The 19530-nt window shown below is 56.3% G+C and carries 11 protein-coding genes; 9 read left to right on the top strand and 2 right to left on the bottom strand.

What is annotated here, in order from left to right; translation table 11 throughout:
• Positions 1-962: 962 nt before the first annotated feature.
• The 6 genes from C2U53_RS15310 (at position 963) to fbpC (ending at position 8826) form a co-directional block, all read left to right on the top strand.
• Positions 963-1592, top strand: coding sequence for a response regulator transcription factor (locus tag C2U53_RS15310; protein WP_044328386.1), 630 nt, complete (start codon positions 963-965; stop codon positions 1590-1592).
• Entirely contained in the window at positions 1592-3133 is a 1542-nt protein-coding gene (locus tag C2U53_RS15305; protein ID WP_104446075.1) for an MASE1 domain-containing protein, read from the top strand. Before C2U53_RS15310 ends, C2U53_RS15305 begins: the two co-directional genes overlap by 1 nt.
• A gap of 60 nt (positions 3134-3193) precedes the next feature.
• Positions 3194-4522 carry an MFS transporter family glucose-6-phosphate receptor UhpC gene (gene uhpC / locus C2U53_RS15300; protein WP_224267591.1) on the top strand — a complete coding sequence of 443 codons (1329 nt, stop codon included), beginning with the start codon at positions 3194-3196 and terminating at the stop codon, positions 4520-4522.
• Positions 4519-5550 carry an ABC transporter substrate-binding protein gene (locus tag C2U53_RS15295; protein WP_043001654.1) on the top strand — a complete coding sequence of 344 codons (1032 nt, stop codon included), beginning with the start codon at positions 4519-4521 and terminating at the stop codon, positions 5548-5550. The genes uhpC and C2U53_RS15295 overlap by 4 nt, the downstream gene beginning before the upstream one ends.
• Before the next feature lie 139 nt (positions 5551-5689).
• On the top strand, positions 5690-7768 hold the full coding sequence (locus C2U53_RS15290; RefSeq protein WP_044259080.1) for an iron ABC transporter permease: 2079 nt from the start codon (positions 5690-5692) through the stop codon (positions 7766-7768).
• A gap of 11 nt (positions 7769-7779) precedes the next feature.
• Entirely contained in the window at positions 7780-8826 is a 1047-nt protein-coding gene (gene fbpC, locus C2U53_RS15285; protein WP_043001655.1) for a ferric ABC transporter ATP-binding protein, read from the top strand.
• Between the two features lie 40 nt (positions 8827-8866).
• Here fbpC and mmuM read toward each other — a convergent pair whose 3' ends face one another.
• Together mmuM and C2U53_RS15275 are read right to left on the bottom strand one after the other, a co-directional pair.
• A complete protein-coding gene (mmuM, locus tag C2U53_RS15280) occupies positions 8867-9799 on the bottom strand; it encodes a homocysteine S-methyltransferase (RefSeq protein WP_090048901.1) in 933 nt (310 codons plus the stop codon).
• 352 nt (positions 9800-10151) lie between these two features.
• Complete coding sequence (locus C2U53_RS15275; protein WP_104446074.1) at positions 10152-13922, bottom strand: autotransporter outer membrane beta-barrel domain-containing protein; 3771 nt, start codon at positions 13920-13922, stop codon at positions 10152-10154.
• A gap of 584 nt (positions 13923-14506) precedes the next feature.
• Here C2U53_RS15275 and C2U53_RS15270 point away from each other — a divergent pair.
• From C2U53_RS15270 to C2U53_RS15260, 3 genes are all read left to right on the top strand, one after another.
• A complete protein-coding gene (locus tag C2U53_RS15270) occupies positions 14507-15283 on the top strand; it encodes an MBL fold metallo-hydrolase (RefSeq protein ID WP_104446073.1) in 777 nt (258 codons plus the stop codon).
• Positions 15284-15302: 19 nt separating this feature from the next.
• Entirely contained in the window at positions 15303-16271 is a 969-nt protein-coding gene (locus tag C2U53_RS15265) for a GlxA family transcriptional regulator (protein WP_043001658.1), read from the top strand.
• A gap of 100 nt (positions 16272-16371) precedes the next feature.
• Positions 16372-19449 carry a beta-galactosidase gene (locus C2U53_RS15260; protein WP_104446072.1) on the top strand — a complete coding sequence of 1026 codons (3078 nt, stop codon included), beginning with the start codon at positions 16372-16374 and terminating at the stop codon, positions 19447-19449.
• Positions 19450-19530 lie beyond the last annotated feature (81 nt).

Genomic DNA, 19530 nt, shown 5'->3' with positions numbered 1-19530 from the left:
TCGTTGTAGCCGGATTTGATAAAGGAATTAAAAATTCTTGCTAAGAACAAAGCGTTTTTAGAAAAAAAGTGGGAATGGTTAGTTGGGATATGACTTTCATGTCACCGTATCAAACGGTTCCGTTCGCCTTGTATTTCTAACCGTGGAACAGACGTTTTCATGTCACTTCTTTAAAGGGTTCCGTTCGCCCTACGAACCGTGATTCTCTGGACGTAAATTTCCCGCGAACGTGTTAAGGAGGCTCATCGCCGCCTCCTTAACAATCCTGGCTCCCGGCAGGAAAATTGTCGCTTCGCGATACCCTCCGCTTATTCCTCCAGGCTACCGGGCCGGGCGCGACTCAGCTCCCTGCTTCGCGCGCCCTGAACCCGCATCCCTGCGGGTTCTCCCGGCCCTCCGGAAACACGTCGGCAATTTTCAGCCGGACCCATCCACACCTGACCATCTCTGCGGTTTGCTTTTTTTACAGCGAAATGAATTTACCTGAAGAGCAGAGAATCGAAGCGGTGCCATTGGTCCGGCGTGAAAATCGATGAGCCGTTGACGGCTGCCCGGGTCCGCCCGCAGGGAAGCGGGCGGAGGGGGCGGCCTGCAGGGATGTAGGCTCGACCCCGACCCGAAAGGCAGACGACATAAGGCGAATGGACCACGAAGTGGCGATTTTCCTTGCCGGGAGCCGGGATTGTTAAGGGCGTGGCGGAGAACGCCCTTAACACGTTCGCGGGTGAGTAAGTTCCAAAGAAGCAATAGTCATAAAGCGAACGGAACCCTTTAAAGAAGTGACATGGAAATGCCTGAAATCTTGCCCGGGCCCCTTTAATGAAATAACAGGAAAAACGCATACCACCAGCGCCCCCAAATATTGCCATTTTGTTACATTCATTCCATAACTGTACCTGATTGATTGCCAGCGCAGCGGCGCCAGGCATCATAGGGTCATTATCCGGCAAGAGAGCAAAATCATGATACGTGTGGTGCTGGTGGACGACCATGTGGTGGTGCGTTCCGGCTTTGCGCAGTTACTCAGTCTCGAAGAAGACCTCGACGTCGCAGGCCAGTACAGCAGCGCGGCGGAAGCCTGGCCTGCGTTGTTGCAGGACGACGTTAACGTTGCGGTGATGGACATCGCCATGCCGGACGAAAACGGTCTGAGCCTGCTGAAACGCCTGCGGGCACAGAGGCCGCAATTTCGCGCCATTATTCTTAGCATCTATGACACACCAGCCTTCGTGCAGAGCGCGCTGGATGCGGGAGCCAGCGGTTATCTGACCAAACGCTGCGGGCCGGAAGAGTTAGTGCAGGCCGTCCGTTCCGTTGGGCTGGGGGGACATTACCTCTGCGCGGATGCGCTGCGGGCGTTGCGTGGTGGAGAACCGTCATCACCGGTACTGGAGGTTCTGACACCACGCGAACGGGAAGTGTTTGATTTACTGGTCAAAGGCGACAGCGTTAAGGAGATTGCCTTCAAACTCGATCTCAGCCATAAAACGGTCCATGTCCATCGCGCCAACGTGCTGGGCAAGCTGAACTGTCACAGCACTATCGAGCTGGTTCATTTCGCTCTCGACCATCAGTTACTGGCGGGGCATTGATGTCGCACAACCTCCGTCACGTCGTCATTTCACTGTTTATTGTGCTGGCCTGGGGCACCGGCTGGCTGATGCTGTGGACGCTTGGTTTTTATCTGACCCACAACGGCCAGCAGGCGGCCCTGTTCCTGCCGCACGGCGTCTACCTGGCGCTGCTGATCCTGCTTTCACGCCGCTACTGGCCCGCGCTGGTGCTGCCACCGATGATGATGATGTTCTGGCTGCACAGCGAGCAACTGCTCAATGGTTATATTCTGCTGACCACACCGCTTATCAGCATGATTCCCGCCAGCCTCGCACAGACTTTCTGGTACCGTTTCCCTCTTTACTGGCAGCGGCTGACGCTGCTGCTGGCCACGGTAACAGCCGCCTCATTGCTCAACGCCGCTCTACTGTCGCCGTTTGTCAAAAGTCCGGCGATGCTGCTCGGGCTGGCGTCGTTTACCGGTGGCGTGCTACTGACGCCGTTCGTTTATCTGATCTTCGAGTTTCTGCGCCAGCAGCATCGCTACCACCTGCTGGGTCTGGACACCAATAACCCGCCGCTGCGTACCTCGCTCATCATCTGGTGCAGCCTGTTTTTTATCATTGGCATTGGCACCCAGATGGTGCTGTCGCCAGAGATTGAACGCCTGCTGTTGATTGTGGTGTTTCTGCCCAACGTGGTGATGGCGTGGAAATTCGGCTGGCAGGGTGGCGTGCTCTCGGGGCTACTCGGCAGCATGATGATCACCATCGCCCGCCAGATTGGCGTGGGCTTCAGCAATCTGATTGAACTGGAGATTTTTCTCGCGACACAGTCACTGCTCGGTATTGGTCTGGGGATCGCCATCAGTCGTCAGCAGCATCTGGCGCAAAACCTGCACCATTATCGCCGGCGTCTGGAAGCTGAACTGGCGGCGCGGCGCGCGCTGGCCGAAAAACTGGTGCATACCGAAGAGGATACGCGCAAGAGCCTGGCGCGCGAACTGCATGACGAGATTGGGCAAAACATCACCGCCATTCAGATCCAGTCGCAACTGGTAAAACGGGCGCACGATCCGGCGCAAGCCCAGGCCGCCGCCAGCCAGATCAACGATCTCGCCCGGCGAATCCATCACTCCACCCGCCAGTTGTTGCGCCAGCTTCGCCCACCCGCGCTGGACGAACTGTCGTTCAAAGAGGCGCTGCTCCACCTGCTCAACGAGTTTGCCTTTACGGAACGCGGCATTCACTGCCAGTTTGACTATCAGCTTACCGCCACGCCCGAGAATGAAACGGTGCGCTTCACTCTCTATCGACTGTTACAGGAGTTGCTCAACAACATCTGTAAACACGCCGGGGCCAGCGAAGTACGAATTGTTCTGCGTCAGCAGGGAGATATGCTGCATCTGGACGTGTCCGACAACGGCGTGGGGATCAGTGCAGACAAGATAGCCGGTTTTGGCATTCAGGGAATGCGCGAGCGGGTCAGCGCCCTCGGGGGTGAACTGGCGCTGGAATCGCGGCACGGTACGCGGGTAAGTGTTAACTTGCCCACAAATTTGCAACAAATCGCCTTCTGACCAGGAAAAAGTCTTAGTCACTCCGGACTTTCTCTCATCCCCTTTCGGTTTCTCTTTCTTATAGTCAACAAAACGGAGACGGCTATGCACGCAGGCGCAGCAACTGACATCACACAACGTTACCGGACGCTGCGTCCCCGGCTGCTGATGTACATGGTCATCGGTTACGCCGCGTTTTACCTGACGCGTAAAAGCGTTAACTACGTGCTGCCAGCGCTGCAAACCGATCTCGGGCTGGATAAAAGTGACATCGGTCTGCTGGGTTCCCTGTTTTATCTGACCTACGGCCTGTCGAAATTTACCGCCGGGTTGTGGCATGACAGCCACGGACAGCGTTGGTTTATGGGCGCGGGACTGTTCGCTACTGGCCTGTTGAACGTGGTGTTTGCTTTTGGCGAGTCGCTGACGCTGCTGCTGGCAGTCTGGACGCTGAACGGTTTTTTTCAGGGCTGGGGATGGCCGCCCTGTGCTCGCCTGCTGACCCACTGGTATTCGCGTAACGAACGCGGCTTCTGGTGGGGCTGCTGGAATATGTCTATCAACATTGGCGGGGCGATTATCCCGCTGATTAGCGCCTTCGCCGCCCACTGGTGGGGCTGGCAGGCCGCAATGCTGATGCCAGGGATAATTAGCATGGCGCTGGGAATGGGGTTAGCGCTGCAACTGAAAGGCACGCCCCAGGAAGAGGGGTTACCGTCCGTCGGCAACTGGCGTAACGATCCGCTGGAGCTGCGCCAGGAGCAACAGAGTCCACCGATGGGACTGTGGCAAATGCTGCGTACCACGATGCTGAAAAACCCGATGATCTGGCTGCTGGGCGTTTCGTATGTACTGGTCTATCTGATCCGCATTGCGCTTAACGACTGGGGCAACATCTGGCTGACGGAAAGCCACGGCGTCAACCTGCTCAGCGCCAACGCCACGGTGATGCTGTTTGAAGTCGGCGGACTCCTCGGCGCGCTGTTTGCCGGCTGGGGGTCGGACCTGCTGTTTAGCGGTCAGCGGGCGCCGATGATTTTGCTGTTTACGCTGGGCCTGATGGTCTCTGTCGCCGCGCTATGGCTGGCACCCGTTCATCATTACGCCCTGCTCGCTGTCTGTTTCTTTACGGTGGGCTTTTTTGTCTTTGGTCCACAAATGTTGATTGGTCTGGCGGCGGTGGAATGCGGACACAAAGCGGCTGCAGGCTCAATCACTGGTTTTCTCGGCCTGTTCGCCTATCTGGGGGCAGCGCTGGCGGGCTGGCCTCTGTCGCTGGTCATTGAACGCTACGGCTGGTCGGGGATGTTCAGTTTGCTCTCGGTCGCCGCCGTACTTATGGGTTTACTGCTGATGCCGCTGCTGATGGCGGGCATCACCACCACTCTCAGTCAAAGGATAAAACAATGAAAATGACCCTTACCTCTACTCTGATTGCCTCCGCCGTTGCGCTGGCGACCTTATCGGGCGCCGCACACGCGAAAGGGCGTCTGGTGGTGTATTGCAGCGCCACCAACGAGATGTGCGAAGCGGAAACCAAAGCCTTTGGGGAAAAATATGACGTGAAAACGTCGTTTATTCGCAACGGCTCCGGCAGCACGCTGGCGAAGGTTGATGCCGAGAAGAAAAACCCGCAGGCTGACGTCTGGTACGGCGGCACGTTGGATCCACAATCTCAGGCCGGTGAAATGGGTCTGCTGCAGCCGTACAAATCCCCTAACCTGGAACAGGTCATGGAGAAATTCCGCGATCCGGCGAAAGTGAAAGGCAACCTCTCGTCAGCGGTCTACGTGGGGATCCTCGGTTTTGGCGTCAACACTCAACGCCTGAAAGAGAAAAACCTGCCGGTGCCGAAATGCTGGAAAGACCTGACCAAACCGGAATACAAAGGTGAAATTCAGATTGCCGATCCGCAAAGCTCCGGTACGGCCTACACCGCACTGGCCACTTTCGCCCAACTCTGGGGTGACGATCAGGCCTTTGATTACCTGAAACAACTGAACGCCAACGTCTCGCAGTACACCAAATCCGGTATTGCCCCGGCGCGTAACGCGGCTCGTGGCGAAACCGCCATCGGCATTGGCTTCCTGCATGACTACTCGCTGGAAAAAGAACAGGGCGCACCGCTGGAGCTGATCTCTCCGTGTGAAGGTACCGGTTATGAAATCGGCGGCGTCAGCATCCTGAAAGGGGCACGTAACCTCGACAACGCCAAACTGTTCGTCGATTGGGTACTGTCAAAAGACGCCCAGGAACTGGCGTGGAAGAAGGGCAAGTCCTATCAGATCCTGACCAATACCACCGCCGAAACCTCGCCGAACTCGCTGAAGCTCGACGACCTGAAGCTTATCAACTATGACATGGATAAATACGGTTCAACGGATGTCCGTAAAGCGTTGATCAATAAATGGGTCAGCGAAGTGAAGATGGGTAAATAAGCCCACACGATGACTTCCTGACGTTAAGGTTACGTAGGCCGGGTAAGGCAACGCCGCCCCCCGGCAATCATCGTCACCCTGAATGCCGGATGGCGCTCACGCGTATCCGGCCTACTCGGGATTGAACACCGGAAAACGTATGTCACACACACTTGCACTCCATCCTGTGAAAAAGCGGGATGCGATATTCCTTTGGGTTTTACTCGGCTGGCTGGCATTCGTTCTGCTGCCGAGCTGGAGCCTGGATTACGGTCTGCTGGAGTCCACGAGCGATGAAATCCTCGAGGCCTACGGCTGGTCACGGTTCAATATCAGTTGGCTCTGGTATCTGCTGCCGAGCCTGCTGCTGGTACGCCCGTTCCACGAAGCCAGACGCGAACAGCGCAGCCGCCACACCCTCGATGCGGGCTGGGCGCTGTTGTGTATGGCGTTTATCGTCATCAGCGCCACCGTTGAAGGGCGCGGTTTAGGCTACGCCACTATCGTGCTGTTTGTCGCGCTGGGGGCGATCATGACGCTGGCGCTGACCCGCCTCGAATGGCTGGGCGGCGACCGGTTTGTGATCGGTTCGCTGGTCACTATCGTGGCGCTCATCGGCATCTTTATCGTCTGGCCGAGCATCGCCATTTTCATCCCAATGTTCACCAACGACGCCGGGGAGTTCGCGCCGCTGGCGTTTATGAATGTGCTGTCGCAGGCGCATATCATTCAGGTGATCCTCAACTCTATCGCCCTGTCGATTGCGGTAGGTATCGGCTGTACTTTCTTCGGTCTGGTACTGGCGATTTATACTACCCGCATCGCTCAGCGAAGCGCCATTATTGGGCGTATCTTTTCGATTCTGCCGATCGTCACACCGCCGTTTGTGGTGGGGCTTGGCGTCACGCTGATGATGGGCCGTTCCGGCTATGTGACCGAATTAATGGTCGACTGGTTCGGGTTGACGAACACCAACTGGCTGTACGGATTTACCGGCATCTGGCTGGCACAGGTGCTGGCGTTTACCCCAATGGCGTTTATGATCCTCGACGGCGCGATCAAAACCATTCACCCGTCGCTGGAAGAAGCGTCATATACCCTGCGCGCCAGCCGCTGGCAGACGTTTAACGGCGTGTTTGTCCCACTGCTGAAACCGGCGCTGGCGAACGCCTTCCTGATTGTCATCGTGCAGTCGCTGGCCGACTTCAGTAACCCGTTGGTGCTCGGCGGGAACTTCGACGTGTTGGCAACGCAAATTTACTTCTACATCACCGGCTCACAGCTTGATTACCAGGCCGCCAGTACGCTGGGTGCGTTCCTGCTGCTGTTCTCGCTGCTGGTGTTCTGTGTACAGTACATGTGGATTGGCAAGCGCTCTTACGTCACCGTTTCCGGGAAATCGTACCGTGGCGACGTCCAGCCGCTGCCGGTGACGCTGGTCTGGAGCGTGGTGGCTATTCTGGCGATATGGATTGCCTTTAACGCCCTGCTCTATGGCAGCATTTTCTACGGCAGCTTCACCGTGAACTGGGGCGTGGACTACACCCTGACGCTGGATAACTTCATCAAACTGTTTGGTCAGGGGATGAGCGACGGCGCATGGCCTTCCTTGCTCGACACCCTGCTCTATGCCGGCATTGCCGCGCCGATCACCGCCGCCTTCGGTCTGCTGATCGCCTGGATTGTAGTACGCCAGCAGTTCAAAGGCAAAAAGACCATCGAGTTCACCACCATGTTGTGCTTTGCCGTACCGGGCACCGTGGCGGGCGTTTCGTACATCCTTGCCTTTAACAGCGCTCCGGTATACCTCACCGGCACGGCGGCGATTGTCATTATCTCGATGGTGATGCGTAACGTCCCGGTCGGTATTCGCGCCGGGATCGCCGGACTCGGCCAGATCGATAAATCACTGGACGAAGCCTCGCTCAGTCTGCGTGCCGGGAGCTTACGCACCATCACGCACATTCTGTTGCCGCTGCTGCGCCCGGCCATTCTCTCGGCGCTGATCTACAGCTTCGTGCGCGCCATCACCACCGTCAGCGCGATTGTCTTCCTCGTTACGCCGGACACCCGCGTAGCAACGGCCTACATTCTGAACCGCGTGGAAGACGGCGAGTACGGCGTGGCGATTGCCTACGGGTCGATTCTGATCGTGGTCATGTTGGCGATTATTTTCATCTTTGACTGGCTGATTGGGGAAGCGCGTATTTCCCGGTCTAAAGCCAAAAACCAGGCGTAATGGAGCGCACTATGAGTCAGAAAAATTTCGTTGAACTGCGCAACGTCACTAAACGATTCGGCAGCAACACGGTCATCGACAATATCAATCTCACCATCCCGCAAGGGCAGATGGTGACGCTGCTTGGCCCGTCCGGCTGCGGCAAGACCACCATTCTGCGCCTGGTCGCCGGTCTGGAAAAACCGAGCGAAGGTCAAATTTTTATTGATGGCGAAGACGTCACTCATCGTTCTATTCAGCAGCGCGATATTTGTATGGTGTTCCAGTCGTATGCTCTGTTCCCACATATGTCGCTGGGGGAAAACGTCGGCTACGGTCTGAAGATGCTGGGCGTGTCGCGCGCCGATGTGAAGACGCGGGTGAAAGAGGCGCTGGCAATGGTCGATCTGGAAGGATTCGAGGACCGCTATGTTGATCAGATCTCCGGCGGTCAGCAGCAGCGCGTGGCGCTGGCGCGCGCGCTGATCCTCAAACCGAAGGTGCTGTTATTTGACGAACCATTGAGTAACCTCGACGCCAACCTGCGCCGCAGCATGCGCGATAAGATCCGCGAGCTGCAAAAGCAGTTTGATATCACCTCGCTGTACGTTACCCACGATCAGAGCGAAGCCTTTGCGGTTTCCGACACCGTGCTGGTGATGAACAAGGGGCATATCATGCAGATAGGCTCGCCGCAGGATCTCTATCGCCAACCCGCCTCCCGTTTTATGGCGAGCTTTATGGGTGACGCCAACCTGTTCCCGGCGACCTTCAGCGAAGCCTCTGTTGATATCTTTGGTTATCGCCTGCCTCGCCCGGCGCACTTTGTGGCTCAGGGCACCGGCACCGTTGGCGTCAGGCCGGAAGCGATCACCTTAAGCGATCGCGGAGAGGAGAGTCAGCGCTGTGTGATTCGTCATGTCGCCTATATGGGACCACAGTATGAAGTCACGGTGGAGTGGCATGGACAGGAGATCCTGTTACAGGTCAACGCTACACGCCTGCAGCCGGATGTCGGTGAGACGTACTATCTGGAAATCCACCCGTACGGCATGTTTGTGTTAGCGGATGCGGCATGATGCAATGCCGGGTAAGGCATCAGCCACACCCGGCACAAACTCAACGTTGCGCGTTCAGCGCGGCAATATCCTCTGGCGTGGTGCGACAGCACCCGCCAATCAACTTCGCCCCGGCCGCCTGCCACTGCGGCAGGTAATCCGCCAGGCGCGCACACGATTCATCATGATGATGCCAGCTTTTGCTGCTCGCATCGTAATGCTCTCCGCTGTTCGGATAGACCACCAGCGGCAGCGCCGTTAACCCGTGCAGATGCTGCAAAGCGGCGGTGGCCTGTTGCAGGGCAATACAGTTGATCCCCACCGCCACCGTCTGCGGATAGTGTTCGAGAAACGTCACAACCTCGCGTAGCGGCGTGCCGTCGCTCAGATGCTCGCTGTCGCGCAGGGTAAAAGAGTACCACGCTCGCGCACGCGGATATGCGGTTAACAACGCCGCCAGTGCCTGAATCTCGGCAAAATTTGGTAGCGTTTCGCAGGCCAGCAGATCGACTCCGGCATCCAGCAACGCCTCCACGCGCGGACGGTGAAACGCCTGAAAATCTTCGCCGCTCAGCATGTAATCTCCGCGATACTCCGAACCATCAGCCAGAAATGCGCCGTAAGGCCCAACCGAACCGGCGACCAACAGCGTGCCCGCCTGCGGATTTTCTGCCAGAAACGCCTCACGCGCTTTACGCGCCAGCTCAACACTTTTCCCAATCAGCGCTTTCGCCTGCGCCTCATCAAAGCCGCAGGCGGCAAATCCCGCTGGCGTCGCCTGATAGCTGGCGGTGATGGCGCACTGCGCCCCCGCCCGAAAATAGTCAAGGTGCACTTCGCGGATAAGCTCCGGGTTTTCCAGCAGGATTTTCGCTGACCATAGGCTGTCGGCTAAATGGCATCCACGCGCTTCCAGCTCCGTCGCCAGTGCGCCATCCAGCAACAGGAAATCCTGCTTATCCAGGAGTGCACTTAACGGATTATATTGCGACATGATAAGGCTCCTGTTTTGCGAACGAGAACAGTCACCATAACACAGCGTCAGCGACGGGGATCCGCGCTCGCACGCAATTCCCGACATACCGTCAGCGTTGCACCAGTCGTAAAAACCCGCGCCGGGCGCTTAATGCAGGATCAGGAGTCACAATCAGATACAGAATGGGTCGCCAGCTCATAACACCTCCACTTCATGGGGTTATCTACACTCTGGCAGGGGCAAAGCAGCCTGACACTAAGACAAAAGTAGGAATGCTGTGCTATTGCTCATACCACAACGTGCGGGGCAAGTAAGAGAGAAACAGCCCTCCCGGCAAAAAAGCCGGGAGGGCTGGAGGCACATCATAAGGCTAGAACTGGTATTTGATTCCCAGCACGCCGCTCGTATCGCGAAAACCGTTATGACCCATTTGTTGCGCAACGTTGCCCCAGACGCTCAGGTCCCGGGTCAACCGCCCCTCGACGCCCACCTTCACTTCACCGACGTTTCGACTTCCCTGCAGGGAGGTGCTCGTGTCATTCATCCTGACGCCGTACTGCTTCGAGTTGTGTATCCAGTTCGCCTCGATAAAGGGTTCAAACTCGCGTACGGTTCCTTTTTCCGCGGCGCTTTTACCATTGACGTAAAGACGCATGCCCAGACGGGTCTGAATATTGTTGTCGCCCTGCCCCTGAACCCGCGTGCCGTTTTTCTCTGTATGGTCGTTAGCTTTCACCCCCATCCAGGTGACTTGTGCCTGTGGGCGAAGATACACGTTGCTTTCTATGTCGTCTGCTGCCATGAATGACCCCAGATGGAAGGCGTAACCCGATTCCAGCGACGCCGTCAGCCCCTTGCTTTTATAGCTTTCCTGAGCAATCTCATCACCTTTAACCGTATTGTCAAACCAGTTATAGAGTACCCATGAATCGACATACAGGCCGGTTTTATCCACGGCGTTCTGATACCAGGTTCCGTACAGACCCGCGCTGTAGCCGCTCACCTCACCATGAGAATCGTAGCCTGACAGGCTGTTATGGATGTTGTTATCCTGCTTACCATAGCCTGCCATTACGCCCAACTGATAGCCATCCGTGCCGTTCACACTCCCCTGCAACAACGCGCCGCCGATCTGCACAACAACGCGGTTAGAAGACGATGTGTTCTGATCGTCCGACATCCGCCCCTTGCTGTGCCCGCCTGACGTACGCAGCCACAGACTGGTCATATGCCGTTCCCCGGTAGCAGGGTCGGTATACCAACCTCCCTGACGGTCCTGCAGTCGGGTGTTAAACAGCGTATTCGCTGCCGCCAGGTTGCTGGCATAGCTTCCCCCCTCAGGGCGATAGAGGTTGACCGCATCCGAGGGTTCGCCCGGCGCAGGCCGATCGTTATCAATGACATCAGGGGAATCATCAGGAACAGGCGTGTCCGCCAAATGGGTTAAATACCAGTTATTCCTGTCACTGCCGGAAGCCGTTCCCTGCTTCACGTGATATTCATAGCTTCCCGCCACGATACGACCTCGTTGCACAAAGGCCTCTGGCGTTGAACTGCCGGTCTCAATAATTTTAATCCCTTCATGCAGCAAGGCCCCTGAGCCATTCTCATTGTTAACATGCACATAGGTCGTGCCGGTCGCGTTGCCGGTAATCACCAGCTTATCCGTCAGGCTGTTGTCGCCGCCGAGAACGGTGCCCAGCGAAAGCGTACCGCCATTACCCGCATAGTCACCATTGATGGTCAGTGTATTCCCGGCGCTGGTCACGCTGTTGTTAAGAATGATATTGCCGCTATTCGTCACATTGCCCGTCAGCATGACGTTGAGAGGAGAGGAAGGCGGAACACCATCATCATCAATCAGCAAGGTGCCACGGTTATCCAACGCGTTGACGGTCTGGCTGTTGCCGTTAAGGTTAAGCGTCCCTTCCTCGCCGACGATGACGCCGGAGGTACTGGCAAATGCATTCGACGTGGTCGTCTTCAGCATGCCTTCACTGACAAAAGTCGACCCCGTATAGGTATTTTCCGCTGACAGTATCAGCGTGCCTTCTCCCGCTTTGGTCAGGCTTTTACCATCCCAGGCCGGATTGACCTGCACCGTATTGTCCGCCAGCGCGACGCCGAGATCGAAGGTTCTGCCCTCATCAAGCGTGAACGTTCCGTGCGCATCCGAATCCAGCCCGTTCCAGTACAGAGAGTACTTAATGACTCGAGAACCTGCGTTGATATAAGCAAAGTCCGGCTGGTTCATGCCTGCCACGAGGGCATTACTGTAAGAAAAAGCGCCCGTAATCCCGTTTGTGGTTTCAACCAGAAGAATGTCCTGCATATCCCAGTGGGTAATGTTGGCATTAAGCGAGGCGTTGTCGCCAACAGTAAGCGATGCCGCCTTGAGGCTGACGTCACTGCCAAGGGTGAGCGCTGCCCCATCGGCAAACGAAGCATTACCGGAAAATTCAATCGGCTGTTCAGCCAGCGTCACGCTGGCCGACTGACCCACCGTCAGATTACCGTTGATGGCTCTGTTTGCTTCATCATTACTGACGATCTGCAACGTTGTCGCGCCATCGGCCAGCCTGATATCGCCGGTGATAGTCGAGTCGGTATTCAGTGTCAGCATGTTGTTGCCGCCGCTAAGACTGATAGCCGCGCCAGCTTCGCCACCGCTTGAGTACGGAGCGCCGCCGGTAATCACGCGGTTATTGATTATCGTCAGGTTACTGCCGGATATCGCTGCGCCACCTGCACCGTTAGTGCCACCGTTTCTGCCATTGCTGGCTCGCCCTCCTACAATAGAGCCGCTATTCATAATCGTCAGACTGTCGCCGACGATTCCGGTACCACCGTTACCACCGTTGTTGCTATCACTGCCAGCGCCACCGTAGGATCCCTCGCCACCGACGATCGAACCGCTGGCGATATTGGTTATGGTCAGATGATTACCATATATGCCTGCACCACCGTCTGCGCCGTCGGGGCCTGTTGTCTGACCGCCAGAAAAACCCCCATCACCACCGGTAACCGATCCCGCATTGGTGATTGTCATATTATTACCCAGTATTCCCGCGCCCCCTGCGCTAGGCATCCCGGCACCGCCGGCATCGTCCAGACCGCCATAGCCGCCTTCACCGCCGGTCACGGAACCACCGGCTAAATTGTTAATGGTCATATTGCTGCCGGATATTCCCGCGCCAGCATTGCCGGCATTCTCTCCGTAGCCAAACCCTCCTTCGCCCCCGACAATGGATCCGCCGTTAGTGATTCTCAGGTCGGTACCCGATATCGCATCGCCACCTGCGCTGCCGGATTCGCCTCGCCCCCCCGTAATTGACCCACGGGCAATATTATCAATCACCATATTACTGCCGGATATTCCGGCGCCGGCATTGCCACCTTCAGCCCCATCATAGGCATAGCCCCCTTCGCCACCAAGAATAGCGCCGCTGTTGGTTATGGTCAGCGCAGAACCCGAAATGGCATCGCCTCCCACGCCACTGGAATCGCCTTCACCACCGGTAATACGGTAAGTATTGATAATCGTCAGGTCAGTGCCGGATATTCCAGCACCGCCAATACCGCTCCTACCGCTGTAGTCATCATAACCGTAACTGCCATCGCCTCCGGTGATAGCACCATCGTTGGTGATCATGAGGCTGTTACCTGAGATACCCGCACCGCTAGCGGAATATCTGTCCCCTTCGCCACCGGTGATAGAGCCAGTACGAGAATTGGTTATCGACAGGTCAGAACCCGAGATTCCCACCCCCCCTGTGCCACTGCCGCTAACGCTATAGCTCCCATCACCGCCCGTAATTGCTCCGCCGTTAGTGATGGTTACATTATTACCGGTCATTCCGTCAGCACCGTCGCCGCCAGCGTAGCCATTACCGCCTTTAATCGTGGTGCCGCTGCCAACGCTTACGCTGTTATCCGCCGCGGTCGTTTCCGGGTTCGGCGATAAGACATACCCGGCTCCGGCGCCTTCACTGCCGCCGCTAATCCCGTGAGTCCCTGTGTTGGATTGCGCCGTATAAGGAAATGAGCCATCAACATGAATCGTGGCACCGATTACCAGTCCAGGGGAAATAAAGAGTGAAGCAAGCAATAACGCTATTTTATTTTTATTAAAATGTTGCATAAATAAATCCTTTGTTAGTTTCTACAACATTTAATTCATTTCAATGCATTATTTAGATAATAAATAAGCCTGAAAAAACTAACGAGTAAGAAAAACAGTGAATATTTAAATTATGGAATTTTGCTTAACACTGAATGGGTAGCAAGCATAGTATTTGAAAACTACCGAACTTCCGTTATAGAGTAAATAGCAAAAGAAAAGTAACGAATAATTCTTAAATAAGTTTATGCTTTAACAAATAAGAACATTAACAACACAAAATCAACAAGTTAGTTAGAATTCAAATCGCCATGGCATTAATATAGAGACAATCACTTAAGCAACAGCATCAATTTAATTCTTGATAAAAACAGGCTGTTACCTCTCGTACTCGACAATATAAATCGGTACGTTTATAAATCCTTAAATTTCTTTATTTCATCTGCAACCAATAAATAAGCTGGGAAATGTAGAAGCGGTATTCGGATTTGGCACAAATTCCCTCTATTGGCCCAATCCCATCGGTATTCGCCCATTTGCCCACATTCAGCTTCTGGTCAACACTCTACGATGACACCACTGGCCCCCTCACGTGGAGTATCACCATGAACATTACCCATATTCGCAACGCCACCCAGTTGATTACCTTTGGCGGCAAAACCTTTCTGGTCGATCCTATGCTCGCCCCGCAGGGCGCGTATCCCGGTTTTCCCGGCACAGCGCGAGCCGACATCCGTAATCCGACGGTGGAACTTCCGTGCGACATCGACACCCTGTTACAGGCCGATGCCCTGATCGTCACCCATCTCCATGCGGATCACTGGGACGAGGTCGCCGCAAAGGTCGTGCCGAAAGAGAAGCCGATTTATGTGCAAAACGACAAGGATGCGCAAATCCTGCGGGACCAGGGTTTCAGCCAACTCACCGTACTGACGGACGAGAGCCGATTGGGTGAGGTAACCCTGCGCAAAACGGGCGGTCAGCACGGTTCCGACCGGCTGTACGCCATTCCCGCCATGGCCGAGCGGATGGGCGATGCCTGCGGGGTAATCTTCCAGCATCCGCAAGAAAAAACGCTGTATCTGGTTGGCGATACGATCTGGCGCGATGAGGTTGAAAGCAACTTCATCACCTTCCAGCCGGATGTGGTGGTCCTGAACGCCGGGTTTGCCCACGTGATCGGTTTTGGCGCGATTATCATGGACGCAGAAGATGTGCTGAAAACCCACTTCGTTCTGCCCGACGCGCAGATTGTGGCTGTTCACATGGAGGCGATAAACCACTGCCTGCTAACACGCGCGGCGCTCAGGGAATACGCGCGCGATAACCAGATTGCAGAATGTGTCCGGGTGCCGGAAGATGGAGAAACCCTGACGTTTTAATCCCCAGTCGAGGAGTGGTATGCGCCCTGTTACCGTCGCGATCGTCGCCGTTGAAGATTTTAGTCCGTTTCACTTCTCAGTGCCGTGCATCATGTTCAGTGAAAAAGCGGCAACGAAGAAACGCTTTGAGGTGCAGATTTGCGCAGAAGTCCCCGGCGTGGTCACCTCTGTTGAAGGCTTTTCCGTTACTGCCCGCCAGGGATTTGCAGCGCTGACGGGGGCTGATATCGTGATTGTTCCCTGGTGGGGGACGACCGCGATTCGCCCACCGCAGTCGCTACTCGATGCGCTGGTTCAGGCCCGGCAAAACGGCGCCCAGGTGGTCGGGTTATGCCTTGGCGCATTTGTTCTCGGTTACGCAGGACTGCTCGACGGCAGACGCGCCGCTACCCACTGGGAGTTTGAAGCCGATTTTCAGACGCGTTTTCCCGCCGCGCGCCTGGATATCAACGCCCTGTACGTCGACGATGATGGCATCATCACCTCGGCCGGTACCGCCGCTGCGCTAGACTGTTGTCTGTATCTCATTCGCCAACGGTTTGGCACTTCGGTGGCGAATCAGATTGCGCGCCGGATGATTGTGCCACCGCATCGCGAGGGGGGGCAGGCGCAGTTTATTGCCCAACCGGTGGCGAAAAACACCCAGGATCAACGGATTAACGGCCTGCTGGAGTACCTTCGCCAGCATAGCCACGAACAGCACGATCTGGACTCGCTGGCGCAAAAGGTGATGATGAGTCGCCGCACTCTGACCCGTCATTTTATGAAAGCCACTGGCTCAAGCGTTGCTGAATGGCTGATTGCTGAACGTCTACGCCGCAGCCAGGAACTGCTGGAATCCTCCCGGCTGCCCGTCGAGCGTATCGCCACAGAGGTCGGTTTTCTGTCTCCGGTGACCTGGCGACAGCATTTTAAGTCCCGCTTCGGCGTCAGCCCGGCAGAATGGCGAAAAACCTTTCAGGGTGTAACGCAAGCAGATTCTGAGTGAGAGACCTCACTCATTCCTCTTTCTCACCTTTACAGGCTTTCACCGCACACCGTATCTTCAGCAACCTGTGAACGAACAAACTGCGCAACAGGATGCCTCCATGACCTTCAGCACGAATTCACTCGCCGCCGTACTGGCCCGACGCGACTGGGAAAATCCCGGCGTCACGCAGCTAAACCGTCTGGAGGCGCATCCTCCTTTTGCCAGTTGGCGCAACGCGACTGATGCGCGTCACAATACCGCCTCACCCTCCGTTCGCAGTCTGAACGGTGCGTGGAAATTTATCTGGTTCGCCTCGCCGGAAGCGGTGCCGGAACGTTGGCGTCTGGGCGATCTGGACGATGCCGATACGATCGCGGTGCCATCAAACTGGCAGTTGCTCGGCTATGACGCCCCCATTTATACCAACGTGACCTATCCGATCCCGGTGGATCCGCCGTATGTGCCGCATGAAAATGCGACAGGATGTTATTCGCTCACCTTTACAATCAGCGAAGCTGAAATACGTGATGGACAGACGCGAATTATCTTTGATGGCGTAAATTCCGCTTTTCATCTCTGGTGCAACGGGCTTTGGGTGGGCTACGGTCAGGATAGTCGCCTGCCGTCGGAATTTGATCTCAGTGAGTTTCTGGTCAGCGGTGAGAACCGTCTGGCGGTGATGGTGCTACGCTGGAGCGACGGCAGCTATCTGGAAGACCAGGATATGTGGCGAATGAGCGGCATTTTCCGCGATGTCTCCCTGTTAAACAAACCCGCCACGCAAATCAGCGACTTACGCATCACCACCCACCTCAACGAGGATTTCAGCCGGGCAATCTTTGCCGCCGAGGTCAGAATGCGTGGAGAATGCCGTGACACTCTGCGCGTGACCGTTCAACTGTGGGATGGCGACGAGCTGACGGGCGAAATCACCGCGCCTTTTGGCAGCGAGATCGTTGATGAGCGCGGAGCCTATGGCAATCGCACGACGCTGCGTCTGCATGTCGATCAGCCTTCACTGTGGAGCGCCGAAACACCGCATCTTTATCGCGCAGTTGTGCTGCTCCATACGGCGGATGGCACACTGCTTGAAGCCGAGGCCTGCGATGTCGGCTTTCGGAGGGTGTGCATTGAAAATGGCCTGCTGTTGTTGAACGGTAAGCCACTGCTGATTCGCGGTACCAACCGTCATGAACATCATCCTGAAAACGGTCAGGTGATGGACGAAGAGACGATGGTGCAGGACATCATTCTGATGAAGCAGAACAACTTTAACGCCGTGCGCTGCTCCCACTATCCGAATCATCCGCGATGGTACACACTTTGCGATCGCTATGGTCTGTATGTGGTGGATGAGGCCAACATCGAAACCCACGGCATGGTGCCGATGAATCGCCTGAGCGACGACCCGACCTGGCTGCCCGCCATGAGCCAGCGCGTGACGCGCATGGTGCAACGCGATCGCAACCATCCGAGCATTATTATCTGGTCGCTGGGGAATGAATCGGGTCACGGCGTCAACCATGACGCGCTGTATCGCTGGCTGAAATCAGACGATCCGTCACGCCCGGTGCAGTATGAAGGTGGCGGCGCGGACACGGCGGCAACGGATATAATTTGCCCGATGTATGCGCGCGTCGATCAGGATCAGCCGTTCCCGGCAGTGCCGAAGTGGTCAATCAAAAAATGGCTGTCGCTGCCCGGCGAACAGCGCCCGCTGATCCTCTGCGAATATGCCCACGCGATGGGTAACAGCCTCGGCGGATTCGCCAAATACTGGCAGGCGTTCCGCCAGTACCCGCGCCTGCAGGGCGGCTTCGTCTGGGACTGGGTCGATCAGTCGCTGATTAAATACGATGACGAAGGCAACCCCTGGTCCGCGTACGGCGGCGACTTTGGCGACACGCCTAACGATCGCCAGTTCTGTATGGACGGGCTGGTGTTTGCCGACCGCACGCCGCATCCGTCGTTGTTTGAGGCGAAGCACGCGCAACAGTTTTTCCAATTCACGTGGCTGCCTGGCGCGCAACGTCAGATTGAGGTCACCAGCGAATATCTGTTCCGCCATAGCGACAACGAGATCCTGCACTGGACCCTCGCTCTGGATGGCAACCCAGTTGCCACCGGGGAGGTCACGCTGGATATCGCGCCGCAGGGTCGTCAGCGCATCACCCTGCCGGACATCGCACAGCCTGACGCGGCAGGTCAGCTCTGGTTGACGGTGCGTGTGGAACAACCGCAGGCAACCGCCTGGTCGCCTGCCGGACACATCAGCGCCTGGGAGCAGTGGCCGCTGGAGGAAAAACTGAGCGTCGTATGCTCACCGCGCGCCAGTACTGCGCCACAGCTCAGCGTCAGCGACGCCGCGTTTACCGTCACGCTCGGCCATAAGCGCTGGGAATTCTGCCGCCAGCAGGGCACGTTAACGCAATACTGGATTGGCGATGAAGCCCAGTTACTGACGCCACTGCACGATCAATTTACCCGCGCGCCGCTGGATAACGATATTGGTATCAGTGAGGTGACAAGGATCGATCCTAATGCCTGGGTTGAGCGCTGGAAAGCCGCCGGGCATTACCAGGCGCAGGCGGTGTTGCTGCAATGCGAAGCCGATACCCTTGCAGACGCGATTCAGGTAGCCACCGTTCACGCCTGGCAGTATCAGGGTGAAACCTTGTTTATCAGCCGTAAAGCCTGGCGCATCGACGGCCACGGCGAAATGCAGATCGCCGTTGATGTCGATGTTGCCAGCGGCACGCCGCATCCGGCACGTATCGGTCTGACCTGCCAACTGGCGCAGGAAGCAGAACGGGTGAACTGGCTGGGGCTTGGTCCGCATGAAAACTACCCGGATCGCCTGTCTTCGGCCTGTTTTGACCGCTGGGATTTATCACTGGATGAGATGTATACCCCTTACGTTTTCCCCAGTGAAAACGGCCTGCGTTGCGGTACGCGTGAACTGAAGTACGGTGCGCACGTCTGGCGCGGTGATTTTCTTTTCAACATCAGCCGATTCAGCCAGAAACAACTGATGGAGACCAGCCATCGACATCTGCTACAACCGGAGGCCGGGGCCTGGCTGAATATTGATGGTTTCCATATGGGCGTCGGCGGCGACGACTCCTGGAGTCCTTCGGTGTCGCCGGAATATCAGCTGAGCGCCGGGCGTTATCACTATCGTGTTAGCTGGAGCTAAGTGACTGATGGCGCGACGCTTATCAGGCCTACATGTTGAGTCATTGTAGGCCAGATAAGGCGTTCACGCTGCCCCACCGGG

The sequence above is a fragment of the Citrobacter sp. CFNIH10 genome (assembly GCF_002934585.1).
GTDB lineage: Bacteria > Pseudomonadota > Gammaproteobacteria > Enterobacterales > Enterobacteriaceae > Citrobacter_A > Citrobacter_A amalonaticus.
The sequence above is the reverse complement of the archived record's forward strand: the minus strand, read 5'-3'. Positions and strand labels throughout refer to the sequence as shown.

Excerpts from the sequence above, each read along its gene's own strand:
- mmuM (WP_090048901.1), bottom strand. The coding sequence starts at position 9,799 with ATGTCGCAATATAATCCGTTAAGTGCACTCCTGGATAAGCAGGATTTC.
- C2U53_RS15265 (WP_043001658.1), top strand. The coding sequence starts at position 15,303 with ATGCGCCCTGTTACCGTCGCGATCGTCGCCGTTGAAGATTTTAGTCCG.
- C2U53_RS15260 (WP_104446072.1), top strand. The coding sequence starts at position 16,372 with ATGACCTTCAGCACGAATTCACTCGCCGCCGTACTGGCCCGACGCGAC.
- C2U53_RS15275 (WP_104446074.1), bottom strand. The coding sequence starts at position 13,922 with ATGCAACATTTTAATAAAAATAAAATAGCGTTATTGCTTGCTTCACTC.
- C2U53_RS15295 (WP_043001654.1), top strand. The coding sequence starts at position 4,519 with ATGAAAATGACCCTTACCTCTACTCTGATTGCCTCCGCCGTTGCGCTG.
- C2U53_RS15310 (WP_044328386.1), top strand. The coding sequence starts at position 963 with ATGATACGTGTGGTGCTGGTGGACGACCATGTGGTGGTGCGTTCCGGC.
- C2U53_RS15270 (WP_104446073.1), top strand. The coding sequence starts at position 14,507 with ATGAACATTACCCATATTCGCAACGCCACCCAGTTGATTACCTTTGGC.
- C2U53_RS15290 (WP_044259080.1), top strand. The coding sequence starts at position 5,690 with ATGTCACACACACTTGCACTCCATCCTGTGAAAAAGCGGGATGCGATA.
- C2U53_RS15305 (WP_104446075.1), top strand. The coding sequence starts at position 1,592 with ATGTCGCACAACCTCCGTCACGTCGTCATTTCACTGTTTATTGTGCTG.
- fbpC (WP_043001655.1), top strand. The coding sequence starts at position 7,780 with ATGAGTCAGAAAAATTTCGTTGAACTGCGCAACGTCACTAAACGATTC.